We start from the raw sequence: 26,044 nt of genomic DNA, 5'->3' as shown, positions 1-26,044 counted from the left end.
TGGCAGCCGAGCCACCGACGTTCGGCATTCGCACACCGGTGCGGCAGCTATGTCGGTCCCGAGTAACCCCTGACTGTGCGCCGCACTTAAGCGCCCGTCTTCTCCCACGCATCGGACACCGTGCTACCGAGATAGGGGATGTCGGTGGCAGTCCCTTACACCGCCGAGTTCCTCGCGGCGCAGGAACCGCTTGCGTCGAGTGGGCCGCGCTCAGCTCGATCAGCCGTCCAGCTGAGCGCGACCTGCGTCTCCTCAGTCGAGTTTGAACCGGCCGGCAAAACCGCGCAGCGGCAGGTCGGCACTGGTGAGTAGCCCCGGCGGCGCGGCAACGACAGCTTTGATGGCGTTGATCGCGGGCATTCCGGTCACCGTCATACCGATCGAGGCGAATTCGTCCGGATTAGACAGGTCCACACCGGGTTTCGGGAAGATCATGTGTTTGTTATAGATGCAGGGGTCGCCCTTGATCTGAGTGATGTAGCAGCCCTTGATGTCCCAGCTGGGGTCCGTGTGGGGAGTCATCTGCCACTCCAAATGTGTCTCGACCCTGCGCACGCCATCGACGGTGCCCACGTACTTGATGTAATTGCCGCCCAAAGACCCCTTGGGCAACGTGTACCACCCGAGGTCGACGTCCTTGGTGCAGGCGCCGAGCTCATACTCGAATTTCACGTCGTCGAGCGTCAAACCGAAGCAGTCAGCCATCATGTACACCGAGTCGGCGAACACTTCAGTATACTTGCGCAGCTTACCGGGGATGCTCGGATCATCAACGGGCAGACCGTATCCCACCTCGATCCAGGTGTCCTTGCTGTGATGGCATGACACGTCGACCGACTCGATGGTCACGATGTTCTCGATCTCGGCGACGTCCGCGGAGGCGACCACACCCAGAATTTGGTTGAGGCCTGGATTCATGCCGGTGCCGTAAAAGCTGACACCCCCCCGGCGGCAGGCCTCGGCCAGCACCTCGGTAACTTTCTTGCCGGACGGATGCGGATGATTCGTGTCGCGGTGGAACCCGGTGATCCAATCTGCAGTCGTGACGATGTTGATGCCCGCCTCGAGGACCTTCACGTAGAGATCTTCATCGGGGAAGACGCCGTGGAAGGTCAGGACATCGGGTTTGGCGGCGATGATGTCGTCAATGGAGCCGGTGGCGATGACACCGTTGGGCGCCAGCCCAGCCAGTTCCCCGGCGTCTTTGCCTACCTTGCTCGGTGAGTAGCAATGTACGCCGACCAGTTCGAGGTCGGGTTGGGTCGCGATGCGCTTTATCATTTCCGAGCCGACGTTTCCGGTGGCTACCTGGAATACCCGAATGGGTTGACTGTTGCTCACTTGTCACTTCCGCCTTTCGCTAGCGCTGCGTACACGTCGGCAGCACTGCCGCCGATGCCATCTGGATAGAACTGCTTGGCCCACTGGCGGATTGCCGTGAACCCGGTCACCTCCGAACTCACCAACGCCGGTGGATCGGAGTACCGCTGATGTGACCAGATGTGGATGTCCTGGCGGAACTGTCTGATCACGTCGAGGCCGAACCCCTCGGCCTTGATCCGTGCGCGTTCTGGGTCGCGCACCTCGCGTTTCGGTTTGCCGATGTAGACCATGAACCGGACGTCGGAGGTGACGTCGTCCACAGGGGTGATGCAGGAGATCGTTCGATTATCGATCATCCCCCAGCTCTTGGTGACGGCGATGCCCAGGCCTGCATTAATGGCTTCTACACCACTGTGTACGTCATCGACAACCTGTTGATCGTCGCCTTCGAACGTGATGGTGAAATCGACGAATGACACCGGTTGATCGAAGTCATGGCGAGTGAAGATCGGGTTGATCGGCGTGCCGTGCACATACTTGAAGTGGGCGAAATCGACGCCGTTTTCCAGTACATACTGCGGGTGCATTTCGTGGCCCTGTTCGAACAGGCGCTGCTGGGGGTAGTAGTCCTCGATGCTTGACCCGTCCGCGAAGCTGGCGAAGACGTCGGGTACATCGAAGAACGGCTCTCGGCCATCGACGTCGTGCCAAATGTACACTGATGCATTGCGTTCCACGACCGGATAGGTCGGAATGCGGCGCCCGCGATTGGGTCTTGATTCATACGGAATGCAGACGTTTCGACCTTCGGTGCTCCACTGCCACCCATGAAATGGGCATTGGATCACCTCGCCCACCACATGCCCGCCGAACCCAAGGTGGGCGCCTAGATGTTCGCAGTACGCGTGCATCACGGTGAGTTCGCCCCTCGCGGTTCGCCATGCCACGAGGTCTTGACCGAAGTACCGCATGCGGTGCACCTCGCCGACGCCGATCTCGTCGGACCACGCCACCTGGAACCAGCCCGTCGGCTTCATGGATAGTGGCGGTTTGGCCATGCCGATAAACCCCTCTCTCAACGAGTCTCGCGATTCCTAGAGCACCCTATGAAATATTCATAGATCCGTCAACGAAAAATATTGGACGGCGGGTTAGGATGCGGGGTATGGCTGAACCGGACAGCGCGGGTCGGACTTCGAACCGTCGGGGTCAGGCGACTCGCGAGGCGATGCTGAATGGCGCCGTGGCAGCCCTGGCGACCGGTGATCCCGCTGCCGTATCCGCGAATCGCATCGCCAAAGACATCGGGGTGACGTGGGGAACGGTCCAGTATCAATTCGGAGACGCTGATGGCTTCTGGGCCGCAGTCCTGCACCACACCGCCGAGCGTAGGGCCCACCTCTTCGTCCAGTTCGCCGGTGCGGATCCCGCTCAGTCGGTGCAAGAGCGCGTCGCCGACATCATCAATACCTTGTACAAAGGACTCGACGCGCCCGACTCCCGAGCGATCGAAAACCTTCGTGCCGCCCTCCCTCGTGATCCGGCCGATCTGGACCGGCTTTATCCCGCCACTGCGGCTGAGTTGCGCTCCTGGGGTCGCAGCTGGCACGAAACCTGCCAGAAGGCCTTTGCTGACCTGCAGGTCGATCCTCAGCGAGTCCACCAGGTGGCCTCGTTCATTCCAGGCGCGATGCGTGGCCTGGTGTCAGAGAAAACGCTGGGCAGCTATGCCGATATTGACGAAGCGCGGGAGGGCTTGGCGAACGCGATCGCCGCGTACCTCGATACGTCTCACAACTAGAGCCGCCGGCCCGCGGGCCTATCGACGAGACCTCCATCATCCCCGCAACCGTGCGCTTACCCACAGACCCTGGGGCACCGGCCTTTTGGTGATGTTGACCCCGAGGCATCCACGGCGTGCGACAATCGAAGCTCCGTCACTCGTCGCCGCGCCAGGGAGGATATCAGCGTGAAGTCCCTTGTGATCACCGCTGCGGTGGTGGCGGCAACGGTGGCGCTCGCTCCGCCGGCGTCCGCCGAGATGTACCTGGGCAATTACGAGCTGATCATCCCCGACCGCAGGGACTTTCACACCTGGGTCTGGTCGGCGGTGACTCCGTGTAAGGACGACCAGAACAACAACATTGCCCATTGCATTCACATCCTGACGCTGCCGCGACCGATCGCCAAGGCAGTGCAGAGCGTCGGTGATGCGCATCTGGTCAATGGTCAGTACAACTTTACCGTCGACGACCCGTTCGGGTTGCGGTGCGGCGATATCTATTACGGTCCAACCGTTCCCACCCATGACGTATACACCTGGGACGCGAACACACTTGCCGGATCGATGGTCTCGACGTTCGATGCCGGCTGTGACGGCGCCCCCGGCGGCAGTTTCAGCTACCCGTTCAGCCTGAACCGGATTTGACTATGCGATTCGCTTCAAACACGTCTGCCATCGCCCTCGCCATTGCTTGCATCGCAACTGCTTTCGCCTCACCGGTGCTCGCCGACGACCCGCCGCCGGGAGTCGATCCGACTCCTCCCCCGCCACAGATGTTCAACGTGCGCTACACCGTCACCGCCGACAAACCGGTGATCGCCGAGATTTATTACCGGGATACCGATCCGCCGACCTTCTCGGACTACAGCCACGACCCGTATGTCTTCAGCCCGAACGCCGAGGCGACCGTCGGGCCCAGCAAGCCGTGGGTATTAGAGTCCACGTTGACCGATCCGATTCAGTGGGGCCTGGTGCTCGTCCAGGCCACGGGTGCGCTGCCGAAGGCGGCCGCTGGGTTCAATTGCACGATGGAGATCAACGGCCAAGTGGTGAAGCGAAACAGCGGGCCAAGGGGCGCGCTGTGTTCGTTGCGCAATTGGTAGCGGCTACAGCTTTTTCATGTAGAACGGCATCTCGATCACCGGCCATTGATTACGGCCGCACGATCCACTTGGACCGATGACGCGATTCGTGCCGGTGTATTCGTCCGATGCGATATCGACGTGGCCGTCGGCGCCGACGGGATAGAGGTGGTATTCCTGAAATCCTTCGATCGCCGCTCCGTCGGCGCAGAATCGCCAGTTCGGGATGGTGCGCTTGAGGTACCAGATGCCGTTGGTGGTGAAGATCGGCGCCGTCCAGCCTGCATCGCTCTGTACGGTTCCGGTGCATTCGGTTGGCGAAATACATTGAGTCGATATCGTCCAAGTCTGGCGCTCGGACGGTTGGTCCTGATACCGCTGGTTGACCTTTGCCCATTCCCCGTTGGATGACGTGGCGAATGTGCCGTCGATGCCCCAATTCTGGTCGGCCACCGCGGGTGTGGCGCCACAAATCTCAGCGAAGGTCGCCGCCGCAATCGCGACCAGCGCTTGCAGTGTGCGCATCGACAGACCCCTTTCAGCTTTGGAACATGTCCTGCCACGTCGTTGCCGGCTTGGCCAAGTTCGTCTGGCGGTAGAGAGTTCCGTCGCTGCCCATGTATTGCCCGGTGCGCGGATCGTACTTGGCGACCTGCAGTGCCGGTACCTTTTGGCCGTTCGGGGTGTAAGCGCTCGGAGAAACTTGCGGCACAGCGGGGTCCAGCGGTGGTGGCGGTTGTAGGTCCGGTGGCAACATGTTGCCGGGACCCGGCTCGTTGATCGGGTCGGGGCCGATATTGCCTTCCGGCCCTGGCGGACTGACCGGCGGGGTCTGATAGATCGGTTGGCCAGGAAGCAGCGGTCCCGGCCCGGTGCCAGCGAAGTTCGGTGGTGGTTGGTCGATTGGCGCCGCTCCCGGCGGTGGTGTGGGCACCCCCGGTGGTAACGGAGTGCCCTGGAGGGGCCCGAAAATGTTGGAATCGGGCAGGACCCGGTTGTCGACCGGAATGCCCTGGGCGACCAGGTTGGGGTCGATCGGGTACGGACCGGTCACGTGTTGGCGTTGTGCGATCGGTTGAAAACCGTTGGGATCGTTGCACAGTTCCACCGTCGGCGCCCGCTTACCCGGGTGTTCCATGCAGGGATAGTTGCGTGCGCCGCGAACGGCTATCGGGGAGTCCTGCGGCAGCTTGCAGTACATGCCGTCCGGGGTGTCGATCACCGAGGTGTCGGCGGGGTTACGCCACGAGGATGGCGGGAGGAACCCGACGGTACAGGGAGCCGGGTCAGCCTGTCCCAGCGAGAACTCACCGTTGGGTATGCCGGCGGGATTGCTGGACTGTGTGTAGGTTTGGATCTGGGCGACGAATGGTGGAACGAGTACCATCAATTGCTCGATCGACTTGTTGTACGTCAGCAAGATCTGACCGAACGTGGTGAGGTTCGCCAAGAGCACTGGCAGTGTTGGTTTTATCTGTTCGAGCAGCTGTGACGTTTCCTGTGCGAACCCGGGGCCGTCGTGCAGGATCGACCGGACCTGCGGGTCGTTGTTGGCCACCTGCTCGGTGATGCCGGCCAGGCTCTGTGCCCAGGTCCGGATTGAGTCGGTGGTCATCTCCTGTGCCCCTACGAACGGTCGTGCGTCGTCGATCAGGGCGCGGGTGTTGTCGGAGACTGCGTTGGCGTCCCGGGTGATGGTCGCCCCGGAGTCCACCAGCGAACCAAAGTCGTAGCCGGTCCCGTTGAAAGCCTGATAGGTCTCGCCAAGCAATTGACTCAGCTTGTCCTTCGGGATGCTGTCCACCAGCTTGCTGACTTGGTCGAGCATCGGGCCCACCGCTTGTGGGATCGCGGTGTTGCCGACCGGGATGACGGAGCCATCCTGCAGGTAGGGCGCTTTGTCGTTACGCGGCAACAGCTCTACGTACTGCTCGCCGACCGCGGACATGCTGCGGACCTCGGCCTTGAGGTCCGCAGGGATCTTCGGCGAGGTGTCCAGTGACAGCGTCGCCCGAGCACCGTTGTCGGTGAGCTCGATCGAGGTGACCTTGCCTACCTGCAGTCCCCGATAGGTGACATTGCTGAACTTGTACAGGCCACCGGTGGCCGGCAGGTCCAGGGTCACGGTGAGCCGGCCCAACCCCAGCAGGGTCGGGAGCTGCACGTAGGCGAACATCATGATGGCCACACCGACAATCGAGGCGACCGTGAAGATGATCAGCTGAGTCCGGACGAAACGCGTGAGCATTAGCCGCCCCCTCCCGTCGGCGGAGCCGGCGGCGTCGCTGCCGGCGGATTAGCTTGTCCCCCATAGGGTCCGGCGAAGATCGGTTGGACGCCCGTTGCGGTCAGCTGTTCCCGGGTGTAGATCTGGGTGTCCGGCGCCGCGATCGGTGCCGGCGGCACCAGCGGCAGGATCGGGCCCGCGGCGGCGATCGCGGCGGGCGGGGGCGCCACTGCCGGGTTGTCGTCGATGCCGTCCGGGGGTGGGGGTGTGACCCCGGTCTTGAGCGGGTCGTAGGTGTAGTTCAGGTAGTACGGGTCACCGGGTGCGGGAATCACCTGCGCATTGGCATCTCCCCACCGGGTACCCAGCATCAGGGTGCGCTTCAGGCGCGGGATGGTCAGGTCGATGGTTGCGAACAGGTTGAAGTAGTCACCCCGGATCGCACGGTCGATCAGACTCTGTGTGAAGGGGAAATGGCCGGCGTATTCGATCAGCGCATCCAGGTCGGGGCCGACGTCGGCGAACGCTTTGAGGGCCGGTTCGAGGTTCTTCAGGTTCGCCACGAGGTCGGCCTGCGATTCGTTGACCAGTGTGTTGGCGGTGACGCTGAAGGTGCCGAGCTTCTGCAACGCTGTTGTCAGCGTGGGCCTTTCCTTGATCAGCACGTCGATTGCGGGTGGGATCTTCTGCAGGGCCGCCGCGACGTCGTCGCGCTGTTCGGCGAACGTCGATGCCATCCGGTTCAGTGACTGGATGACTGAGACGATGTTGTCGCGCTGGCTGTCCAGGGTTCCGACGAAGGTGTCCAGTCGGGTGATCAGGTCACGGAATGCGGCCTCGTTGCCGTTGACCGCGGTGCTGAAGTTGTGGATGACGTCGCCGATCTGCCCTAGTCCGCCGCCGTTGACAACCGCCGCCAGTGAGGCCAGGGTTTGCTCGGTGGTCGGGTAGGTCGATGAGGCGTTGAGTGGGATCGTCGCGCCGGGGGTGAGCGTGCCGTTGGGGGCTTGTCCGACCGGCGGATTCAGCGAGAGGTGCATCGAGCCGAGCAGGCTGGTCTGGCCCACGCTCGCGACCACGTTCGCCGGCACCGCCACGTCGGGTTTCACCGAGAATTCGACGTCGGCGTGCCAGTTCTTGACCGTCATCTTGCGCACGCTGCCGACGACGGCGTCGTTCATCAGCACCGGTGAATTCGGTTCCAGGGTCGACACGTTGGCGATCTCGACGTGGTAGATGCTGGCGTCGGAGCTGCGGCCGACCGTGCCGGGCAGTGGTAGTGAGTTGACGCCTTGGAAGGCGCATGCACTACTGGTCACCGCAACACATGAGCCGACGATCACTGCTCGTCGCAACGACTTTCCGCCGATCATGGCGTCCCTCCTGCTTCCGCGGCCATCGGCGGACTAGGCGCTGGGCCGGGCGCGGCCGCCGGGTTCAGCATGCTGGGCAGCGACGAGATCACCGATGGCGGTATTGCCGGCGATCCGCCCGGAAGAAGCTGGGCAGCACCTGGAGGCGCCTCTCCCGGGGCACGTCCGGTGAATCCCGGCGGTCCAGGCAGCACGCCCTCGTATGCCGAGTGGTGGGGCGGCTGCGGTGGAATGTCCGGGGTCGGTCCACCCGCGCCGGGCGCGAGATTGGGCTGCGAGTAGATGAGCTCGTCTGGCGCGGCGGCCGGCATCAGGTAGGGATCGACGGGGATCGGTAGGTAGTTGAAGTTCAGCAGGCGAAGCGCGGGGCCGAGGTACTGGCTGCACAGCTTTGCCGTTTCCGGGGCGGTGGTGTTCTCGATGGCACCGATTGCGCCACAGATGTATTCGGTCGGGTTGGAGAAGTCGTTGAGGACGAACTGTCCGACCGCGCTGCCCGTGGACGGGTTGTAGATGTTGTACGCGTTGGCCAATGCGTTCGGGGCGATGTGGAGAAGGTTCTCGATCTCCATCTTGTTGTTGAGCAGGTTGGTGGTGACGTTGGTCAGCCGGTGCAGCTGCTCGGAGGTCTGGTTCCGGCTGCCCGCGACGAATCGCTGTATGTCGACGATGGCCACCGAGAGGTTCTTCAGTGCGGCGTCGAGGTCCGACCGGTTGCCGTCGATCACGCTGGTCAGCGTCGCCAGCCGGTTCTGGAACATCACCACCTGCTCGTTGCTCTCGCGCAGGGTCGTGATGAAGGTCTGTAGGTTCTTGATGATGTCGACGATGTTGCCGCTGCCGTTGGCCAACACTCGGGAGACTCCGGCGAGCTCGGTGATGGTCTGGCGGAGTTTGTCGCCGTTGCCGTCGAGTGCGTTGGCCGCGCTGTCGATGAAGCGCGACACCGAGGTTCCCGATACACCGTTCTGCGGTCCGAGGTCGGTGGCTAGTCGGGTGAGCTGTTCTTTGACTTCGTCCCACTCCACCGGGATCGCGGTGCGGTCCGATGGGATCAGCGTGTCGACGGCCATCTCCTTCTGCCCAGTGTTCTTCCGATATGCCGGGGTCAGTTGAACGTAGCGGGCTGCGACGAGGTTCTGGGCCACGATCACCGCCTTGGCGTCGGCGGGGATGGGCACATCGCGATCGATGTGCAGCACCAGTTTGGTTTGGGTGCCTTGCGGCTCGATCGCATCAATGGTGCCGACCTTGACGCCTGACACCCGTACATCGTCGCCGGGATAGATGCCGGTGGCGGTGGTGAACAACGCGGAGATGGTTTTCGGTCCGAAGAAGATGTTGCGCACCAGTACCGCGGTCCCGACCACTAGGAGGCCGGCCAGTACGACCGAGAGCACCTTGGCCCTACGCTTGCTCATCAGCGGGATCCTTCCGGAATACCGTTGTACGGCAGCGGCAGCTCGGCGCGCGGGCCCGCAGTGTCGGGCGGCTGGCCTGCGTTGACGCCGCGCCGGAAGCCGAGCGCATAATCCAGGAACGGCTGGAGCTGACCCGCCGGTGGCAGGTTGGGCACATAGGCGTTGTAGTAGGGGCCGTTGGCCAGCGTCTCGCCTTCGGTGAGGATGAACTTTTTCACGTTCGGCAGCATCGCTGCGATGTTGTCTTTGTTCTTCTCCAGAACGGCGACAACGGAATTCAGCCGCTGCAGGGTTGGCGCCAGTTTGTCCTCGTTGTCGTGGACCAGACCCGTCAGCTGCGCTGAGACCGCGGCGGTGTTGGCCAGCAGGTCGACGATGGCCTCGCGGCGGTCGTTCAGCACACCGAGCAGGTAGTTGGCATTGAGGATCAATGTGTTGAGCTGCTGACTGCGCTGCCCCAGCACCGTGGTGACGTCGGCGGCGCTCTTGAGTAGACCGGCCAGGTTCTCGTTGCGGCTGTCGAGGGACCGCGAGAGCTTGCTCAAGCCATCGAATGCCGGTCCCAACTTTGGGGCGAGCTGGTCGATGGTGTCCGAGAGTGTGTCCAGCGACTGGTTGAGTGACGAGGTGTCGGTGCCGGCGGTGTCGGTGGTCAGGTCACTGACGGCGTCGGTGAGTGAGTACGGCGAGGACGTCCGCGTCGTCGGGATGACGTCGCCGGCACGGAGGGTCCCGCTGCCCGCGGATTCCAGGGTGAGGACGCGCTCACCCAGCAGCGAGCCGGTCTGGATGTGGGCGGCGGTCTGCGAGCCCAGCGTATATTTGCCCGCGGTGGTGAAGGTGACCAGGGCGTCGCCGTTGTCAAGCGAAACATCGTTCACCGAACCGATTTTGATGCCGGACAGCGTCACGTCGTTGCCGACGGTGATCCCGCCGGCTTCGGTGAACAGCGCCTGGTGACGCACCGACGTGGCGAGCTGGAATAGCCGCTCGGGCTGCAGGCCCACCGCGATCACCAGGAGGATCAATACCGCGCCGAGGAAGCCGGCGCGCCACAGGTTTGGAGCTCGGTATTTCAGCATTATGGCTCCGAACACCTGCCGGATTCTTGTTTGATCGTTGGGAAGACTGCGGTCCGTCCCTGGAGGTCAGTGACGCGGATGGACAGGCCGCAGATGTAGTACATGATGAAGCCGCCGTATGCGCCGAGCCGGGCCATCTTGCGGTAGTTGTCAGGCCCCCGCTGGAGCCCTCTATCGAGAACGATCCTGTTGTCGTCCATGAGTGGCGCCAGCCGATTGAGCTCGTCGATATCGCCCTTCAGCGGAGCACGAGCCTCGTTGAGAAGGCTGGTCAGAGAGGCAGTTCCGTTGTCCAGCTGGGTGATCGCGGTAACGATCGGTTCGCGATCGTGCGACAGGCCGGTCATCAGCTGCTCCAGCTTGTCGATGGCCCCGGAGAACTTGTCTCCGTCCTTGGCGAGCGTGTCGACGACCACCTTGAGGTTGTCGATCAATTGCTCCACGGTCTGGCTGTTGTTGGCCAACGCATTCGAGAACGATGTGGTCTTGCCGAGCAGCGAGTCGAGCGTATCGCCCTGACCCTGTAGAACATTGATCAGTGAAGCGGTGAGTGCGTTGACATCCTGCGGGTTCAGTCCCTGGATCACCGGCCGCAGCCCGCCGAGTAGGAGGTCCAGGTCGAGCGCTCCCTGCGTGCGATCCTTGGGGATCTGGGATCCCGGCGGCAGCACGCGGGTGGAGCCGGGGCCGTCGATCAGATCCAGATAACGATCGCCGGTCAGGTTCAGATAGCGCACGGCCGCTTGGGTTCCTGTGGTCAAGACGATGTCGCGGTCGGCGTCGAACGTGACCAGAACGGTCTTGTCCGGTTGCAGGTCAACGCTGTTGACCGTGCCGACCCGGACGCCGGCGACTCGCACGGTGTCGCCGTCCTTGAGCCGGGATGCGTCGGCGAACACCGCCGAGTATCCGGAGGTCGAACCGCTGCGGTAGTTGCTGAAGGTCAAAAACAGAAAGGCGGTCAGGAGCGCCATCACCACCGCGAACACGCCGAACTTGACGAGTGTGCTTGTGGTGCTCATCATCCCGGCTGCCCGATCTGTGCAGTGTTGCGCGGTGGCCCGTCTAACGGTCCGAACAACAGCTGCTTGAGACCGTCGGAGTTCAGCAGGATGCCCTGGTTGCCGTAATGCCACGGGTTCGCGCCAACGTCGGTCACCAGGTATTTGGACTTCTTGCCGTATCCGATGTAGGGCAGGCCCATGCACTGCGGACCGCCCGAGGCGGCGACCTTAGGCAGGTTCGACGGGTAGCGATACCGTTCGATGCCCAGGGTGAAGGCAACCGAAACTGCTAAGCCGGGATCCACCGGGGGCGGTGATAGTCGGATCGAGTTCATGCCTTTGAGTGTGCAGTCGATCGCCGGTGCGTACTCGTTGAACAACGTCGTGGTGGGCGCGAGCAGATGAAGCACCTTGCTCAGGGCCGGCTGGTTGGTGCCGAGCACCTCGTTGCCTTCGTCGGCCAACCCAATCATGTTGACCAGGAGGCTATCGAGGTTCTGCTGCTCATCGACGATGCTGTCGCTGACTTTGTTGGTACTCTGCACGGTCTTGACCAGATTTGGTGCGGCATCGGCATAGGCCGACGACACTGGGGCGGACAGTTCGATGTCCTTCGCCAGGTTCGGCAGGCTGGGCTCCATCTTGGCCAACAGTTCGTCGAAGTCTGCGATGGTCTGGCCGAATCTGTGGCCACGCCCGGCGAATGCCTCCGAGAGGGCACCGAGGGTCGCGTTGAGCTGGGTCGGGTCGATCTTGTTCAGCACCTGAGTGAGTTGCTGGAACACGGTGTTGATTTCAACCGTCACGTGCTGGCCCTGCAGGACCTGACCGGCGTACATCGGCTTTGGCGACGGGTCTGCCGGCGGTTGGAAGTTGACGTACTTGGCGCCGAAAACTGTGGTGGACGCGATGTCGGCGACGACATTCGACGGGATCTTGCGCAGCTGCGCGGGATCCATCGCCAGGTGCAGTGCCGCGGTGCCGTCGGCGCGGCTCTCGATCGATTCCACCTTGCCGACCTGGACACCGCGCATCTTCACGCGCGCGTCGGGGTTCATCACCAGTCCCGCCCGATCGGAGATCACGGTCACTGGAACGGTTTTGGTGAAGTCGCCGCGGAAGAGACCGACGGCAACCGCGACGATAGCGACCACGAGGACGACCGTGGCCAGACCCGCAATCGGCCGTGCCCATCCGGTTGCGCCGAAGCTTGCGCCGGTTCGCGCCGCAACCGGCGCTGCATGGGTTTCGGTTTCGGATCGGTCGGCCGGACCCGGACCGAGATTGCGTGTCACGTCATCTCCCGATCCGGACAGGTTGAAGTTGCCGTTGGAGCCGTAGATGGCCAGGGATACCAGCAGGATGACGGAGACGGAATCGCCACCAACAACGTCGGCGCTAACGACACCCGCGCCACAAACCACGACTGCTCCGAAAACTCCCGCCACTGAAACGGCTTGCGAAACACAAACCGCACCGCATCCGCCGACATAGCAAACAAGCCACCAATGGCCTGCATCGGACCAGCCGCACTACTCAGCGCAATGCCCGGCGACCAACGATCTGCTCCCCTAACAGGCATCGGTATCAGATCTCTTCAGGATCGCGACCGCGGCGACCGCCGTCGGCCCACTGATGCTGTGGGCCAGTCCGATTCGTGCGCCGTCCACCTGATTGCCGGCCTCACCACGCAGCTGGTCGAAGAGCTCCACACACTGAGCCACCCCGGTCGCACCGAGCAGATGGCCCTTGGCCTTCAGGCCGCCACTCGGATTCGCCGGCAAAGTGCCACCGGACACGTCCGACTCTGACCTCGGCAAGTGCGACGGCAGACGACCAATCATCAACAATGCAGGAAACCCTCTCCCCGGAACCGCCGCCCCAGAGGCAGAAAAGACATCATGATGTCTGTTCTGACAGAAGAATGACCTATAAGACGACTGAAGTCAACGCCTGGGTACCGGTTGCTGAGACGTCTAGGATGCGCTGATGGACGGTGGAGTGTGACCCCGCCAGGGATTCTGGAAACCTAGCTGGCCAGCTTTGAGCTGCCGCCGCCGACGTCTATAGCCGGTTGGGAGTGTCCTCGGGCGGTTGTGTATCGACGGTGGGGGATGAATCAGCCTGTGGGTTACGGGGGTTCGCGGATGACCTGCGCACCGCCCCATTCGGTCGGAGCGAATGTTGAGCATGAGACGCACAGTCGCCGTAGTGGCTGGCCGCATGTCGTCGCTGACGGATGTCGAGATCACCGAGTTACGAGCAGCACTGGCAGGAGTAGCAGTAGTCCATAATCCAACTATGCCGAACAGCCTGCGGCAGCATTGACACAGACATGTCAGAAGTGACACAGTCCATCCACTGTGGTCGCCAGTCGCGCGATCCGGAGAGGCGTGGAGGTATGTGTAGTTCAGGTGCTGTTTCTGCGGGCACGACGCGCTCCAGCAAATCCCCGCACGGCCTTCGTCACACCCTCGCGCGCCGGATCGTGGGGCTGCGCCGCGCCACGCCCGATCCCATGATGCCTCAGTGGGCAAACCTGTGAGTCAGAATCAGAATGATGCTGCTCTCGCCGATGGCGCGCAGGGCACGCGTGGTGTCTCCAATGTTGGCCAGATCGACTCACATTGGTTGACTGCGGTGCTTCGTGCGTCGGGTCTTGCCGTCACCGTGCGCGGGGTCGAGTCCGAACCCATCGGTACCGGACAGATGGGTTCGTGCTTCAGATTGACGATTGACTACGCCGACGGGGACGGCCCGCGCCGGCTGGTCGTGAAACTGCCTGCTGCTGATGAGAGCAGCCGGGCGGCAGGAGCATTGGGCTACCGTTGTGAAGTCAGCTTCTACCGGGAGTTCGCCGACCGGATCCAGGCACGTGTGCCACGTTGTTATTTAGCCGCACTTGATGATTCGACCAACGAGTTCACCTTGTTGTTGGAAGACATGGCGCCGAAGCTGCCGGGTGACCAGATCGCCGGATGTTCCGTGAGGCAGGCAGAAGTCGCGGCTGTTAACGTCGCGGGTCTGCATGGGCCTACGTGGAATGACCCGCGCATTCGTTCCCTGGATTGGCTCATACCCGAATGGTCGTCGATGGTGGACTTCACCGCGAAGTTTCTCGCTGAGGCTACCGAGCAGTTCCTCCGCCGCTACTCCGTTGATCCTTCGACGGAGTCGGTTCTCCAAGAGTTCGTCGACCTCTTTACCAGTTGGGCTACCCGACGCAGCCAGCCGTATTCGTTGGTACATGGCGACTACCGGCCCGACAACCTCCTGTTTGACGCGCCCCATATGCCCGATCCGGTTGTGGCAGTGGACTGGCAAGTCGTGTCGACCGGCCTACCTTTGCGCGACATCGCATTGTTGCTCGCCACCGGACTCACCACCCAGGACCGCCGCAGTTCGGAGTACGAGATCGTCTCGGCCTATCACCGAAGACTCGTCGAACTGGGCGTGACGCATTACGACCTCGAGCACTGCTGGGACGATTACCGATACGCCATCTTTTATGCGCCATTCATGACGGTAGTGGGTGCTTTTGTCGCCCAACGCTCTGAGCGTGGAGATCGGATGTTTACGGTGATGGCCGAGAGATCGTCGGCCGCCATCACCGACCTCGACGCCTTCGAACTGCTCTTCACGTGATCGCCCCCGAAGGGCGCCTCCTTATCCGCGTCGTCGCGCCAACACTTGAAAACGGCCACGAAGGCCACTCGCCGCCTGTCCTTGCGGAGAACCAAACTAAGAATTTTGGCCGAATACTGGCTCCCGCACAGGGGGTTTCGGCCTCCTGTTGTGGTCGCAGGTGTTCATCGCGTGTTGTGCAGGAACACCGGTGTTGCTCAGATGCGCTCTGCACGTACGTTTGCGGCACCCCGTAGGTGAAAGGGATCTCGTGTGACCGACCGAATGCTGAATGAACTGGGTTACTACCTCTTGGCGGGCGCCGGGGGTGAGGGACCCGCCGGTCTTGTGGCGGAAGCTCGTCGCGGTGAGCAGCTCGGCTTTGGCACGGCGTTCATTTCCGAGCGCTGGAATTTTAAAGAGGCATCCTCACTTACCGGTGCGGCCCTTGCGGTCACGAGCAATATGCGCATCGCGACAGGTGCTACCAACCACAACACTCGCCACCCCTTGATCACCGGAGCGTGGGCGGCGACCATGCACCGCCTGTCCGGCGGCAGATTCACTCTCGGGTTGGGACGGGGCGTGGCGGCAATCTATAACGCGTTCGGTGTGTCGTCGGTGACGACCGCCCAGCTGGAAGACTTCGCTCAGGTGATGCGACGCCTGTGGCACGGCGAGATCATCGTCCACCACGACGGACCGATCGGCCAGTATCAGATGCTTCTGCTAGATCCGGACTTTGATGAAGACATTCGGCTGGCGATTGTGGCATTTGGCCCGAAGACGCTTGCGCTGGCTGGGCGAGAATTCGACGATGTCATTCTGCACACGTACTTCACCCCGGAAACGGTCCAGCGCGCGGTCGCCACAGTGAAGACCGCCGCCGAACAAGCGGGCCGTGATCCGGCCACTGTGCGGGTGTGGTCGTGCTTCGCCACCGTCGGTGATCACCTGCCCGAGGAGCTGCGCCTGAAGAAGACTGTCGCCCGGCTCGCTACCTATCTGCAGGGGTACGGCGACCTCATTGTTGGCACCAACGGATGGGATCCCGCGGTACTGCAGAAGTTTCGCGATGACAAGGTGGTGCAATCGATTCCAGGAGGGATCGACCATAAGGCGACCGCCGACCAGATCCAACACATCGCCACGCTGATCCCCGACGAATGGCTCGAGCCCTCGGCAACAGGATCGCCCCAGCAATGCGTCGCGCGGGTCCGTAAGGAGTTCGACTACGGTGCCGACGCGGTCATCCTGCATGGCGCAACGCCCGACGAACTCGAACCGATTGTCAGCGCATACCGCACCGCTGCCAAATGACGTCAAGGTTCGGCGCTAAGCGGCCGCAACTACGCTCACTGCGTCGATTGCTGGTTCGCAGCCGAGGTGTCCGCGTCGGCGGCTAGGGTCACGTTGTTGTCATCGCTCCAGCGGGGCAGCGAAATTCGCCGTTCTGCGTTGTTGAAAAGCTGCGATGCCTTCGCGGAACTCGCTGCCCTCGATAAGGATCTGCTGGCCATGCTTCTCGCGTTCGAGAGCCTCGTTGAGTTCGCTCAGGGCGGCAGAATTGATGGCGCTGTTGGTTTTACCCAGCGCGGTCGCGGGCCCGGCCGCCAACGATGCAACGATCTTATCCGCCTCGGCTCCCAGCGCGTCGTCTGGATAGATCCCGCTGATGAGGCCCCAGTCGTAAGCAGTTGGTGCGGGGATGCGCTGGGCCAGCAGCGCCATTCGCATCGCACGGACGCGACCTGCCGCGGCAGCGATGAGAGCTGACGCGCCGCCATCAGGCATCAGTCCGATCTTGGTGAAAGTGAGGGCGAAAAAAGCTGTTTCGGAGGCCAGTACGATATCGCACGCCAGCGCCAACGAGACCGCGACTCCGGCTGCGGCACCTCGAATGACGGCCACCACCGGTTGCGGCAATTTGGTGATTGCGCGGACAGTGTCGTTGGTGGCCTCCAGGATGTCGGCCGGTGTCACCGGTGCTCCTGGCTGTGTGAAGTCCTCGCCGCCGATACCGGCACCGGACGAAAAGCTAGAGCCCGCGCCGCTGAGCTGTACCACCCTCACCCGCGGATCCACTGCGGCCAGGTTCAGGATGCCGACCAGCCCGACGAGCATCGACGCGGAGAGAGAATTTAGACTCTCAGGGCGGTTGAAGGTGACCGACAACACGCCGTCGGCCAAGGACACGGGTAGGTCGGGAATGGTCGGATAGTTATTATCGACAGACTTCATGGAGCTGCGTCGCCTTTCCTTGCCCCGGCTCTCTTCGAGATTGTGTTGCGCATTCTGACGATCTAAAGGGAGCTAATGCCGCAGATCTGCACGGGCCGAGGATGTTTCGCTGGGCGATGGTAGGTCGTGAAGGCTCCGCACAAAAGCGGACAAATCCGCGATGCTCGGTTTGTAGCCGGGGAAGTAGCAGCAGACCTCGGATGCATGGTCGCCGAAGCGGCGATAGATCTGCTCAGCACATTGCCGCGGTGTGCCTACCACACCGTATGTATCGACCATGTCGTCGGAGACGAGCTCGCGCATCTCAGGGTAATTGCCTCCCTTGGATAGAGCGTTGAGCCGCGGTTGCAGCTCGCCCCAGCCCTCGATGTCGAGAACCCGACGATAGTTCGGCGTTGAACCGTAGAAGCCGATGAGGAAGGCGACGAGGTCGATCGCCTTGCGCAGCTCGGTGTCGATGCTCCCCATCGCGACCATGACCTGGGCGATGATCGGGAAGGGGTGGTCGACCCTGCCTGCTCTGCGCAACCCGTCTGTGACAGCGGTCATCGTCTGCTCGGCGAAGAATCGGGTGCTGGTGAACGGCATCACCAGCAGACCGTCGGCGACCTCTGCTGCTTTACGTGTCATCACCGGTCCTAGCCCACCCATCAGCACCGCTGGTGGACCGTATGGATTCGGGCCCGGGTTGAAGTTGGCTGGCATGAGGGTGTGGGTGTAGAACTCACCCCGGAAATCCAAGGGCGCCTGCCCTTCCCAGGCCGCGAAGATAGCTTTCACTGCTGCCACGGTTTCGGCTACCCGGGCGGCCGGTTTCTCCCATCGACCGCTGTAGCGCTTCTCGATGTGCACCCGAATCTGGGAGCCGAGCCCTAATCGGAAGCGCCCACCGCTGTAGCTTTGCAAATCGTAGGCGGCATGTGCCAGGTGGAGTGGGCTGCGCGGGCCAGCGATAGCGACGTTGGTCATCACCTCGAGGTCGGTTTCGACGGCGCTGAGCACTAGCGGGAGGAACACATCGTGTTGACCTTCAAAGGAGAAAGCCCCGTCAGCTCCGGCTTGGACGATGCTGCGGGCACTGTCGAGCACGCGGCGCGGGTCGCCGTCGACCTGCAAATGAACTTTCATGGCCGAATCCGACTGGCTGTCGCAGCGCCGCCAGCCGGGGGTCTGATGGTTGTCATCGACCAACTCCTCGCCGTCACAACGGTGTCTTCTGTCATTCCAATGCTGTTCTGTTCGCGGGCGGTCAGTGGATGACGGTGTCGCGGCGCAACGCGTCGAGATTGTCGGCAAGGCCGAGTTCGTTGAGTACTTCCTCGGTGTGCTGGCCGAGTGTCGGTGCGTCGCGCGTCAGTGTCGCTGGCGTGGAGCCGAATTGGGTGGGGTGTCGCGGCATTCGGACGCGGCCGGCGACCGGATGGTGATACTCCTCGAACAGGCCCATCGCTTTGGCATGCGGATCCTCGTGCAGAGCGGCCGGCGGGGTGACCATCGCGAACGGCAGGCGTGCGGCGCTGAACCGGTCATTGGCCTCGGCCATGGTGATGTTGGCCGCAGCGGCGTGGCAGAGATCCATGATGTCGTTGAGGAGTCCCATATTGGCAACTCGCGCCGCTGTTGTGGCCAGGCGTGGGTCGTCGTAGCCGTCGACGCCGAGGCTGCGGCACAGGTTGACGAACTGCTCGTCGTTGACCACGGCGACGGCTCCCCACCCGTCGGCGAAACACATCGGGTCAAAGCCGGCGGTGATAGTCGACGGGAATGAGCCGTCGGAGTCCAGCAACATTTCGTTGCCCGCGGCGTCGGCCCACAGGAACGAGGCGCCGGCATCCACCATGGACAGCGTCAGATGCTGCCCGCCGGCGCCGCGGTCACGCGCGAACAGAGCAGCGGTGATGGCCTGGCAGGCGAACAGAGCCGTGACCTTGTCGACCGTGGCTTGATGTAAGAATGCCGGTGGCGCACCGGGGCCGTCCGATTGATTCGTGGCGAATCCGGTGTAGGCCTGGATGATCGGATCGAGCGCCCCGCGTTCACGGTAAGGTCCAACAGGTCCGAAACCGCTCAGCGAGGCGCAGACGACGTCGGGGTTGATCGCTCTGATGGCGTCGTAGCCGAGGTTGAGCTTGTCCATCACCCCGGGACGGAAGTTCTGGATCACCACGTCGGCCGAGGCCGCGACCTCGCGGATGATCGCGGCACCTTCGTGATGATGGGCGTCGACGGCAACGGATCGTTTGCCACGGTTGCACACCAGGAATAGCGATGTCATTCCGCCGACCCGCGCCCCAATCCAGCGGGCGAGATCACCAATGTCGGGACGCTCCACCTTGATCACGTCGGCCCCTTGATCGGCCAATAGGGCAGCAGCGTAGGGTCCGGTCAGCATGATCGACATGTCCAACACGCGAATACCTTGCAGCGGTCCGCTCATGATTCCTCAGCTCAGCGTTGTGGCGAAAGATGTTGTGTCGGTGGAAGTTCAGACATTTGGCGGCTGCGCATAGGCGCCGCGCAGGTGCGCACTGATCACCGGGGTGGTCGGCACCTGGGTAGGCCCAGTTGCCGCTCGGCGATTATTCCTCGAAGTACCTCGTTGGAGCCTCCGGCGATCGGGCCGACAACGCCGTCGCGGGCGGCTTCCTCGATTGCCGCGTCGAGCGGGGCATCACCGGCTTCCCGCTTGAGAACACCGGCGGCACCGAACATGTCGAGCAGATCCCACTCCCGCTGCTGGGTGGTCTCGGAACCGAATACCTTGACGGCAGCGGTGGGGGCACCGGAGAGGTCGCCCTGTTGGGCTGCCCACACCGCGCGGTAGCGCAGTAGCTCGGTGATCTCTTCGTTGATGGCGTGACGCACGAGGCGCTCCCGCACAACCGGATCATCCCATACTCGACTGCCGTCGTCACGATGGTTGCGCTGCGCCCATTCCACTGCACTGCGTGTCGTCTCGAGGTTCTCTGGGCGCAAATTGTCGCGTTGGCCGCCACGTTCGTACATCAGTGCGGTACGCAGCACGTCCCAGCCGCCGTTGATGTCTCCGATGCGAAATTCGTCGGGTGTCCGTACGTCGGCATAGAAGGTCGCGTTGGTGCGTTCCCCGCTAAGCGTCCAGACCGGTTGAATCTCCACGCCTTCGGCATCGAGAGGGACCAGGAAGGTGGTCAGACCATTGTGCTTGGGTAGCTCTGGATCGGTGCGGGTGAGCATGAACACGTGAGTCGCGAGGTGCGCGCAGCTGGTGAACATTTTTTGCCCGTTGATCACCCACTCATCGCCGTGCCGGACCGCTCGGGTGCGTGCGGCTGCGGCGTCCGAGCCCGCCTCAGGATCGGTGTAGCCCAAGGCGATTATCATCGCTCCGCGCAGCGCATCGGAGATGATTGATTTTTTCTGTGCTTCGGTGCCCCGGTCCCGGATGGTGTTGATGACGAACGATGTGGTGAGCCAGGCGATCATGCGAACGCCGCTGAGCGCGATCTGCTGATGAATCGCGCGGGCTACCCCAACCTCGTTGTCGGTGCCGCCGTATTCGGTTGGCCATCCTGCGCCGAGCCAGCCCGCGGCGGCGAGGCATCGGTGGATTTCCGGCGAGAATGAATCCCCGCTCACGCGTTGGCGTTCGGCCTCGCTCGCGAGGGCGGGAAGGTTGTGTTCAATCCACCGGCTCGCCTGCTCACGATACGGCTTGAGCTCATCCTCGTCCTGGGTGAAGTCCATGTCACTCCTGTGTCTCGGGGAATAGCTGCGCCGCCAGCTGCTGGTAAATCACGTGGGGATCCCCTGCGGCGAGTGACCATGCCTTCGCTCGCCGCAGGTAGAGCTGGATGTCGTATTCGAGGGTGAAGCCGTAGCCGCCGTGGAACTGCACGGCTTCACGGCAAGTCTTGAAGCTGACTTCGGCGGTGAAAAGAAACGCCATCATGGCCAGGTTGGCGGCCGTATCGAGACGCTGTTGTCGTGCCCAGGCGGCCTTAGAGACCAAAAGGCGCGCCCCGTCGCCGCTCATGCTCAAATCGGCCAGCCGGTGTTGCACGGCCTGGAACCAGCCGACCGGGGTGCCGAACACTTTGCGCGCCTTGACGTATTCGACCGCGAGATCCAGCGCCGCGCCCCGCAGCCCGTCGAGGGCGGCGGCAGTCAGCAACATCCACTCCGTAAGCGCGTCGGCGTAGATCTGGTGCGCCTCGGCGCCGCTGGTCAACACTATTCTCTCGAACGCCTCATCGTGTAGGTCGACGTCGGCGATCGGGCTGCACCCTAAATTCGGCGGCGGCATGCTGTACGGACGGTCACCAGATCTCTTGCGACGCAATGCAATCAGCTCATCGTTGAAGATCACAATGACGACATCGGCCACAGCGCCGGCAGGGACCAGCCGGTACACGCCATTGAGCGGCGGCCGGATCGCCAGCGTCCCCAGCGCGCCGTGGCCTGCTGCGGCGGCGAGTTCCGCCGGGCCCGACCGCGCGAGGACGCTGTTGGCGGCGATGGCTTCGGCAAGAGGTATCGGTGCGAGCCGCCGGCCCGCTTCCTGAACGGCGATCACGCTGGCCATTGTCGAAGCGGAGCCGCCACCAACAGCTTCCGGCATCGCCATCATTGGTGTCCCCAGATGGACCACGCGCCGCCACAGCCCGTCGTCGAACCCGACCGGTTCTGCGGCCCTGACGCAGTCGGGCCCGGACTCGGAGCTGAAAAACGCTTCGAGCGACCTCTGCAGCATCACCTCATCGTCATTGAGACTCAAGTCCATGAGAAGCCTTCGATACCGCGCCGCACCGTAGTGCGGGCCCCAGGCGTTGATCGTTGTCTCGCGTCATACGCGACAGTCTGTATCCTCATGACAGCACTCTCCCGCCCCGATGTGAAGTGTTGTTGTGTCATTGCTGTCCTCCGATTCCACGCACATGATCATCGATGGGAAGTCCATGTCTCCAGGCGATTCCGACAATCGTGTCGGTGAGTCGCCGATCGAAAAGCTCATCTCGACTGGGAAAGGTAGATCCGCTCAGCGATCGCAAGCCCTGCAAGTCGGTATCAGCACGCGTGGCGCGGAAGCGAAGTGTTAGACGAAAAAGAACTCGATGTGCCGGTGATGATCGTGCGACGGTGGGGTCATGTCGTGGGATCTTCCGGAGCGGTCGTGGCGATTCGCATTCGAGGACGATCCGCCCGCCGATCTCCCACATGCCTGGGCCGCTGCTGCCCGTGCGGTGACCCATGATCTGGGCTGCCGTCGGTACGGTCGCCCGATCTCGCTCAACGGCATGTGCTGGAACTTCAAGGCTTCTGACGATTGCATAGCCCTGGGTTTCGACGGGCCTGTGGGCGCATACCATCGCTGCCTGGGCTATCTGCTGGAGACGTCAGCACCGCAGGCGTTGGTGTGGCTGGCCGGGGACGTGCAGTACACGCTGGCCGGCTCCGAGTGGGTGCAGTGGCCCATCAGCGGCCAGCGGATGCTGGATCCACGCCTGGTCGATGATCATGCGGTGTGGGTGGAGCCCAGCATGAACGCGCCGGCCGCAGCCATCGGTGAACTGTGCACAGCCGCAGAAGAGCCGAGTCCTATTGTCCGGCAATCGGGTACCGGTTAGAGCGCCCGCAGCCGACGCACCCGGTCCGCCATCACCCGCTGGGAGACATCCGCGGCAGGGGCCAGCGCCTCGAATGCGTGCGGGCAGCCCGGATGCACATGCAGCTCGGTCGGCACTCCGGAGATCGAAAGTCGTTGTGCGTAAAGGACATTCTCGTCACGGAAGATGTCCAGATCGCCGACATCCAAGTAGGTGGGTGGCAGTCCGGAGAGATCCGTCGCGCGCGCCGGAGCGCTGTAGGCCGACACCTCGTCGCCGCCGGCCAGATCACCCAACAGCGCTCCCCAGCCGGTCACGTTGTCCTCGTAGGTCCACGTCAGGAACTCCGGCGGCAGTGCTGGATCCGGCGTCACCGTGCGGTCGTCGAGCATCGGGTAGATCAGCAGCTGCAGTGCCGGTGCTGGTCCACCGCGGTCGCGGGCCAACAGGCTCACGCCCGCGGCCAGCCCGCCGCCGGCGCTATCCCCGGCCACCGCCAGCCGGTCGGGGTCCACACCGAGTTCATCGGCGTGCTCGGCCAGCCAACACAACGCGGCGTAACAGTCCTGGACTGGCGTCAGTCCCGAATGTTCGGGCGCCACACGGTAATCCACCACCAGCATCGGCACGCCGGTAGCCGCGACGTATCCGCGAACGCCGGCGTCGTAGGCCGGTGCGGTCTCGGCCAGGCTGTAGATCATCCCGCCACCGTGCAGGTACAGCGCCGCACTGCCGGTAGCTCCCGAGGCCGGCATGTACCAGGTCAGCGGCAGCTCGGCGCCGTCGGCAGCGGTGACGGTGAACGACTGTGCCGTCACCCCGTCGACCGCTGGTCGGCCCGCCGCCAGCATCTCGAAGAACGGCGCCGCCCGCTCGCGCCGGATGGCGACGTCGCCCACCGCCGGCGGTTCGACCTGAGCGGCGGCTTCCATCAGCGGTTGCAGGAAAGCGAGGACTTGGGGATCCATCGACAGGGCCACGACAGCCAACCTTAGGCGCTGGCGTCCCACCTTTCACGCACGGTGCGCGCGCCGTCATCGGTCAGTCGGCCGAAGAGCCGAAGCCGCGCCATCCCGCCGTCGGGGTAGATGTCCAGCCGGGCCTCGCTCACCGGTCGCCGGCCATCGAGCAGCAAGCGGTGCCGGGTGTCGGGACGCAGGTCGGTGATGGGCAGCACCTCGAACCAGTCGCCGTCGCCGTCGCGTCCCATCAGCCGGCCTTGCCCTGGGGCATTGCCGAGAAAGTAGGAGGTGTCCAGTTCGGCGGCGGTCAGCACGCCCTGTCCGGCTAGTCGAACCTGCACCCAGTCGTTGCCCGCGTCACGGCGCCTGGAGGTCTCCCACCCTTCGCCCATCGTCCGCGCCGTGCCGGGCAGCAGCAGGTTGTTCGGCGAGCTGTAGAACATGTTCGAGCAGGCGGTCACCCGGCCACCGTTCTCCAATGCGGCCAGATCCAGCGGCAGGCCGTCGGCAAACCGCGGATCCGGCAATGCCTCTCCGTGCACCCGGAACCGGGCCACCCCACCGTCCGGGTAGATCGACAGCCGCACATGCGTCCATCGGCGAGATGAGTTGACCTTGAACGGGTTTCGGGTGTCACCGTTGACGTCGGAGCGCTCCACGATCGTGATCCAGACCGTGTTCTCCAGTAGTTCCTCGACACTGGGGTAACCCTCGACAAAGGCTGCCTCGACGGAGACCTGCGGCGGGTAGTTCCCGGTGAACCATGCCGTGTCGACGACCACGCCGCGCACGATCGCAGGCACTCCCAGCCGCACGATCGCCTGGTCACAGTCCTGCGCCGTGGCGCCGCGGCGCCGGCGGGTCTCCCACCCGTCGTACACCTGGCCCTTGTGACCGAAGGTAGCCGGCCGGAACTCGGCGGGTTTCGGTGTGATCAGGTTCTCCCGCTCGGCGAACAGGTCGTCATTCGCCCACACCACCGACCCGCCGGCAGTGCGCGCCGCCAGATCTGGGAACGACAGGAAATGCGGGTTCGCGGCACCAGTCACCGCGCAAGCCTATGCGCCGAGCCGACATTCGGCCGACCACACGGGATCAGCCCCAGTTGTCGTAGCCGCCCTCGGGACCCAGCATCCGCTCCAGACGGCTGCGGTTGATCCGGGCCAGTTCGTTGCGCACCACCTTGCGCTCGGTCTCGGGATCGTGGTGCATCCGGTCGCGGACAACGCCGATCACCGACTCGGCACAGCAGTCAGGGGCCAATCCGCCGACGTGCATCACGAAGTCGTAGCCGAATCGTTCGGTGTACTCCTGCACGACGGCCCGCAGTTCGGCCATCACCTCGGGCCGGTCGTCCCACACCGAGCACTGCTCGGCCTGCGACTTGGTGCTGCGCGGCCGCGTCCCGACATGCGGGTAGGCCTGCAGGATGTCGTCGATGACCGTCTCCGACAGCGAGAACAGCAGCGCGTCGGCACGGCGGAACAGGGCGTTGTGATCGGCGTAGGGGCGTCCCCTGGACAGATCCCGAGCCAGCGTCACACTGTTGCAGCACTCGTAGAGAGCGTGCATGGCCTTGCGGTCCGGAAGCTCGTTGAAAGCCTCCAGCCCGATGCCCTGATGCAACAACACCCCGCCATCATCGAAAACCCAGAGCACAACCGGGTTACCGCATGTTACGGCCAGGCTAAATCCTGTCCCGGCCGAAGCGTGGGCTCAGTAAACCTCAGTGCCCCTCGGCGGCGAACCGCTCCCGCGAGCGCTCTACCTCGGCCTCGGCCTCGGCCCGGCCGACCCAGTCGGAACCCTTGACGAACTTGCCCGGCTCGAGGTCCTTGTAGTGGGTGAAGAAGTGCTGGATGGAGTCGAGTTCGTCCTTGGGCACGTCGCCGATGTCCTGGATGTGGTCCCAGCGCTTGTCACCAGCAGGCACGCACAGCACCTTGTCGTCGCCGCCGGCCTCGTCGACCATCTTGAACATGCCGACCGGGCGTACCTCGATCAGCACGCCGGGGAACACGGACAGCGGAAGTAGCACCAGGGCATCCAGCGGATCGCCGTCCTCGCCGAGGGTGTCCTCGATGAAGCCATAGTCGGCGGGGTAGGCCATCGGGGTGTAGAGGTAGCGGTCCAGCCGGACCCGTCCGGTCTCGTGGTCGACCTCGTACTTGTTGCGCTGGCCCTTGGGGATCTCGATGGTGACGTCGAATTCCACCGCGCGACTCCTTTTCCACTGGTTCTGGTTGCCCGAGCTGAGCCCGGGTCGCTTCGCCAAGCCCGCAGGCCAGGCGACGGCGTCTAACCCTAACGCCACCACCGCCCCGCACTACAGGGTGG

The 26,044-nt window shown here is 63.3% G+C and carries 24 protein-coding genes and 2 pseudogenes; 6 read left to right on the top strand and 20 right to left on the bottom strand.

Annotated features, from left to right (window positions below):
• Positions 1-252: 252 nt before the first annotated feature.
• The gene (locus G6N35_RS16805; RefSeq protein WP_281357016.1) at positions 253-1,341 is read right to left on the bottom strand and encodes an NAD(P)H-dependent amine dehydrogenase family protein; all 1,089 of its coding nucleotides are present in this window, start codon (positions 1,339-1,341) and stop codon (positions 253-255) included.
• Positions 1,338-2,381, bottom strand: a complete 1,044-nt coding sequence (locus tag G6N35_RS16800) for a Rieske 2Fe-2S domain-containing protein (RefSeq protein ID WP_163805279.1) — start codon at positions 2,379-2,381, stop codon at positions 1,338-1,340. The genes G6N35_RS16805 and G6N35_RS16800 overlap by 4 nt, the downstream gene beginning before the upstream one ends.
• A 107-nt stretch (positions 2,382-2,488) precedes the next feature.
• Between G6N35_RS16800 and G6N35_RS16795 the strand changes: the two genes are divergently transcribed.
• The 3 genes from G6N35_RS16795 (at position 2,489) to G6N35_RS16785 (ending at position 4,209) form a co-directional block, all read left to right on the top strand.
• A complete protein-coding gene (locus tag G6N35_RS16795) occupies positions 2,489-3,124 on the top strand; it encodes a TetR/AcrR family transcriptional regulator (RefSeq protein ID WP_163805278.1) in 636 nt (211 codons plus the stop codon).
• A 168-nt stretch (positions 3,125-3,292) separates the two neighbouring features.
• Complete coding sequence (locus tag G6N35_RS16790; protein ID WP_163805277.1) at positions 3,293-3,751, top strand: hypothetical protein; 459 nt, start codon at positions 3,293-3,295, stop codon at positions 3,749-3,751.
• Between the two features lie 2 nt (positions 3,752-3,753).
• Positions 3,754-4,209 carry an Rv2576c family protein gene (locus G6N35_RS16785; protein WP_163805276.1) on the top strand — a complete coding sequence of 152 codons (456 nt, stop codon included), beginning with the start codon at positions 3,754-3,756 and terminating at the stop codon, positions 4,207-4,209.
• A gap of 3 nt (positions 4,210-4,212) precedes the next feature.
• On the opposite strand, the gene G6N35_RS16780 is transcribed toward G6N35_RS16785, so the two are convergent.
• The 9 genes and pseudogenes from G6N35_RS16780 to G6N35_RS16745 all read right to left on the bottom strand — a co-directional run.
• Positions 4,213-4,713, bottom strand: a complete 501-nt coding sequence (locus G6N35_RS16780) for an Rv2253/PknI dimerization domain-containing protein (RefSeq protein ID WP_163805275.1) — start codon at positions 4,711-4,713, stop codon at positions 4,213-4,215.
• Positions 4,714-4,726: 13 nt separating this feature from the next.
• Positions 4,727-6,436, bottom strand: a complete 1,710-nt coding sequence (locus G6N35_RS16775) for an MCE family protein (protein WP_163805274.1) — start codon at positions 6,434-6,436, stop codon at positions 4,727-4,729.
• Positions 6,436-7,788 carry an MCE family protein gene (locus G6N35_RS16770; protein ID WP_163805273.1) on the bottom strand — a complete coding sequence of 451 codons (1,353 nt, stop codon included), beginning with the start codon at positions 7,786-7,788 and terminating at the stop codon, positions 6,436-6,438. The genes G6N35_RS16775 and G6N35_RS16770 overlap by 1 nt, the downstream gene beginning before the upstream one ends.
• Positions 7,785-9,209 (bottom strand): MCE family protein, encoded by a 1,425-nt coding sequence (locus tag G6N35_RS16765; protein ID WP_179967372.1) that lies wholly within the window; start codon positions 9,207-9,209, stop codon positions 7,785-7,787. Before G6N35_RS16765 ends, G6N35_RS16770 begins: the two co-directional genes overlap by 4 nt.
• Positions 9,209-10,291 carry an MCE family protein gene (locus G6N35_RS16760; protein WP_163805272.1) on the bottom strand — a complete coding sequence of 361 codons (1,083 nt, stop codon included), beginning with the start codon at positions 10,289-10,291 and terminating at the stop codon, positions 9,209-9,211. Before G6N35_RS16760 ends, G6N35_RS16765 begins: the two co-directional genes overlap by 1 nt.
• A complete protein-coding gene (locus G6N35_RS16755; protein ID WP_163805271.1) occupies positions 10,291-11,316 on the bottom strand; it encodes an MCE family protein in 1,026 nt (341 codons plus the stop codon). The genes G6N35_RS16760 and G6N35_RS16755 overlap by 1 nt, the downstream gene beginning before the upstream one ends.
• Entirely contained in the window at positions 11,313-12,590 is a 1,278-nt protein-coding gene (locus tag G6N35_RS16750; RefSeq protein WP_163807731.1) for an MCE family protein, read from the bottom strand. Before G6N35_RS16750 ends, G6N35_RS16755 begins: the two co-directional genes overlap by 4 nt.
• Positions 12,591-12,667: 77 nt before the next feature.
• Positions 12,668-12,877: pseudogene (locus G6N35_RS27380) on the bottom strand (ABC transporter permease); the annotation flags it as partial.
• Positions 12,867-13,088, bottom strand: a pseudogene (locus G6N35_RS16745) (thiolase C-terminal domain-containing protein); the annotation flags it as partial. The pseudogenes G6N35_RS27380 and G6N35_RS16745, both read right to left, overlap by 11 nt.
• A 736-nt stretch (positions 13,089-13,824) precedes the next feature.
• Here G6N35_RS16745 and G6N35_RS16740 point away from each other — a divergent pair.
• Positions 13,825-14,940 carry a phosphotransferase gene (locus G6N35_RS16740; RefSeq protein WP_163805270.1) on the top strand — a complete coding sequence of 372 codons (1,116 nt, stop codon included), beginning with the start codon at positions 13,825-13,827 and terminating at the stop codon, positions 14,938-14,940.
• A 264-nt stretch (positions 14,941-15,204) separates the two neighbouring features.
• Positions 15,205-16,239: a TIGR03857 family LLM class F420-dependent oxidoreductase gene (locus G6N35_RS16735; protein WP_407664627.1), complete on the top strand. Its 1,035-nt coding sequence runs from the start codon at positions 15,205-15,207 to the stop codon at positions 16,237-16,239.
• Between the two features lie 99 nt (positions 16,240-16,338).
• Here G6N35_RS16735 and G6N35_RS16730 read toward each other — a convergent pair whose 3' ends face one another.
• From G6N35_RS16730 to G6N35_RS16710, 5 genes are all read right to left on the bottom strand, one after another.
• Positions 16,339-17,160, bottom strand: a complete 822-nt coding sequence (locus G6N35_RS16730) for an enoyl-CoA hydratase-related protein (RefSeq protein ID WP_163805268.1) — start codon at positions 17,158-17,160, stop codon at positions 16,339-16,341.
• Between the two features lie 72 nt (positions 17,161-17,232).
• Positions 17,233-18,288: a TIGR03617 family F420-dependent LLM class oxidoreductase gene (locus G6N35_RS16725; protein WP_163807730.1), complete on the bottom strand. Its 1,056-nt coding sequence runs from the start codon at positions 18,286-18,288 to the stop codon at positions 17,233-17,235.
• A 121-nt stretch (positions 18,289-18,409) separates the two neighbouring features.
• Positions 18,410-19,597 (bottom strand): CaiB/BaiF CoA transferase family protein, encoded by a 1,188-nt coding sequence (locus tag G6N35_RS16720; RefSeq protein WP_163805267.1) that lies wholly within the window; start codon positions 19,595-19,597, stop codon positions 18,410-18,412.
• 95 nt (positions 19,598-19,692) lie between these two features.
• Positions 19,693-20,886 carry an acyl-CoA dehydrogenase family protein gene (locus G6N35_RS16715; RefSeq protein WP_163805266.1) on the bottom strand — a complete coding sequence of 398 codons (1,194 nt, stop codon included), beginning with the start codon at positions 20,884-20,886 and terminating at the stop codon, positions 19,693-19,695.
• A gap of 1 nt (position 20,887) precedes the next feature.
• Complete coding sequence (locus G6N35_RS16710) at positions 20,888-21,922, bottom strand: acyl-CoA dehydrogenase family protein (RefSeq protein WP_163805265.1); 1,035 nt, start codon at positions 21,920-21,922, stop codon at positions 20,888-20,890.
• 364 nt (positions 21,923-22,286) lie between these two features.
• Here G6N35_RS16710 and G6N35_RS16705 point away from each other — a divergent pair, with 364 nt between their 5' ends.
• Positions 22,287-22,766, top strand: a complete 480-nt coding sequence (locus tag G6N35_RS16705; protein ID WP_163805264.1) for a hypothetical protein — start codon at positions 22,287-22,289, stop codon at positions 22,764-22,766.
• Here the strand turns inward: G6N35_RS16705 and G6N35_RS16700 are convergent.
• The 4 genes from G6N35_RS16700 to G6N35_RS16685 form a co-directional block, all read right to left on the bottom strand.
• Entirely contained in the window at positions 22,763-23,725 is a 963-nt protein-coding gene (locus tag G6N35_RS16700) for an alpha/beta hydrolase (RefSeq protein ID WP_163805263.1), read from the bottom strand. The genes G6N35_RS16705 and G6N35_RS16700 overlap by 4 nt on opposite strands.
• Positions 23,726-23,736: 11 nt before the next feature.
• Positions 23,737-24,756 carry an allantoicase gene (gene alc, locus G6N35_RS16695; RefSeq protein WP_163805262.1) on the bottom strand — a complete coding sequence of 340 codons (1,020 nt, stop codon included), beginning with the start codon at positions 24,754-24,756 and terminating at the stop codon, positions 23,737-23,739.
• Between the two features lie 46 nt (positions 24,757-24,802).
• The gene (locus G6N35_RS16690) at positions 24,803-25,339 is read right to left on the bottom strand and encodes a 2-oxo-4-hydroxy-4-carboxy-5-ureidoimidazoline decarboxylase (RefSeq protein ID WP_163805261.1); all 537 of its coding nucleotides are present in this window, start codon (positions 25,337-25,339) and stop codon (positions 24,803-24,805) included.
• A 94-nt stretch (positions 25,340-25,433) separates the two neighbouring features.
• Positions 25,434-25,922, bottom strand: a complete 489-nt coding sequence (locus G6N35_RS16685) for an inorganic diphosphatase (RefSeq protein WP_163805260.1) — start codon at positions 25,920-25,922, stop codon at positions 25,434-25,436.
• Positions 25,923-26,044: the final 122 nt, after the last annotated feature.

The sequence above is a fragment of the Mycolicibacterium anyangense genome (assembly GCF_010731855.1).
GTDB lineage: Bacteria > Actinomycetota > Actinomycetes > Mycobacteriales > Mycobacteriaceae > Mycobacterium > Mycobacterium anyangense.
Note: the sequence above shows the minus strand (reverse complement) of the source record. Positions and strands in the feature narration are given on the sequence as shown.

What these genes read in the sequence shown, in the direction of transcription:
- G6N35_RS16800 (WP_163805279.1), bottom strand. Translation starts at nt 2,381, where the DNA reads ATGGCCAAACCGCCACTATCCATGAAGCCGACGGGCTGGTTCCAGGTG.
- G6N35_RS16795 (WP_163805278.1), top strand. Translation starts at nt 2,489, where the DNA reads ATGGCTGAACCGGACAGCGCGGGTCGGACTTCGAACCGTCGGGGTCAG.
- G6N35_RS16785 (WP_163805276.1), top strand. Translation starts at nt 3,754, where the DNA reads ATGCGATTCGCTTCAAACACGTCTGCCATCGCCCTCGCCATTGCTTGC.
- G6N35_RS16780 (WP_163805275.1), bottom strand. Translation starts at nt 4,713, where the DNA reads ATGCGCACACTGCAAGCGCTGGTCGCGATTGCGGCGGCGACCTTCGCT.
- G6N35_RS16775 (WP_163805274.1), bottom strand. Translation starts at nt 6,436, where the DNA reads ATGCTCACGCGTTTCGTCCGGACTCAGCTGATCATCTTCACGGTCGCC.
- G6N35_RS16770 (WP_163805273.1), bottom strand. Translation starts at nt 7,788, where the DNA reads ATGATCGGCGGAAAGTCGTTGCGACGAGCAGTGATCGTCGGCTCATGT.
- G6N35_RS16765 (WP_179967372.1), bottom strand. Translation starts at nt 9,209, where the DNA reads ATGAGCAAGCGTAGGGCCAAGGTGCTCTCGGTCGTACTGGCCGGCCTC.
- G6N35_RS16760 (WP_163805272.1), bottom strand. Translation starts at nt 10,291, where the DNA reads ATGCTGAAATACCGAGCTCCAAACCTGTGGCGCGCCGGCTTCCTCGGC.
- G6N35_RS16755 (WP_163805271.1), bottom strand. Translation starts at nt 11,316, where the DNA reads ATGATGAGCACCACAAGCACACTCGTCAAGTTCGGCGTGTTCGCGGTG.
- G6N35_RS16735 (WP_407664627.1), top strand. Translation starts at nt 15,205, where the DNA reads ATGCTGAATGAACTGGGTTACTACCTCTTGGCGGGCGCCGGGGGTGAG.
- G6N35_RS16730 (WP_163805268.1), bottom strand. Translation starts at nt 17,160, where the DNA reads ATGAAGTCTGTCGATAATAACTATCCGACCATTCCCGACCTACCCGTG.
- G6N35_RS16725 (WP_163807730.1), bottom strand. Translation starts at nt 18,288, where the DNA reads ATGAAAGTTCATTTGCAGGTCGACGGCGACCCGCGCCGCGTGCTCGAC.
- G6N35_RS16720 (WP_163805267.1), bottom strand. Translation starts at nt 19,597, where the DNA reads ATGAGCGGACCGCTGCAAGGTATTCGCGTGTTGGACATGTCGATCATG.
- G6N35_RS16715 (WP_163805266.1), bottom strand. Translation starts at nt 20,886, where the DNA reads ATGGACTTCACCCAGGACGAGGATGAGCTCAAGCCGTATCGTGAGCAG.
- G6N35_RS16710 (WP_163805265.1), bottom strand. Translation starts at nt 21,922, where the DNA reads ATGGACTTGAGTCTCAATGACGATGAGGTGATGCTGCAGAGGTCGCTC.
- G6N35_RS16705 (WP_163805264.1), top strand. Translation starts at nt 22,287, where the DNA reads ATGTCGTGGGATCTTCCGGAGCGGTCGTGGCGATTCGCATTCGAGGAC.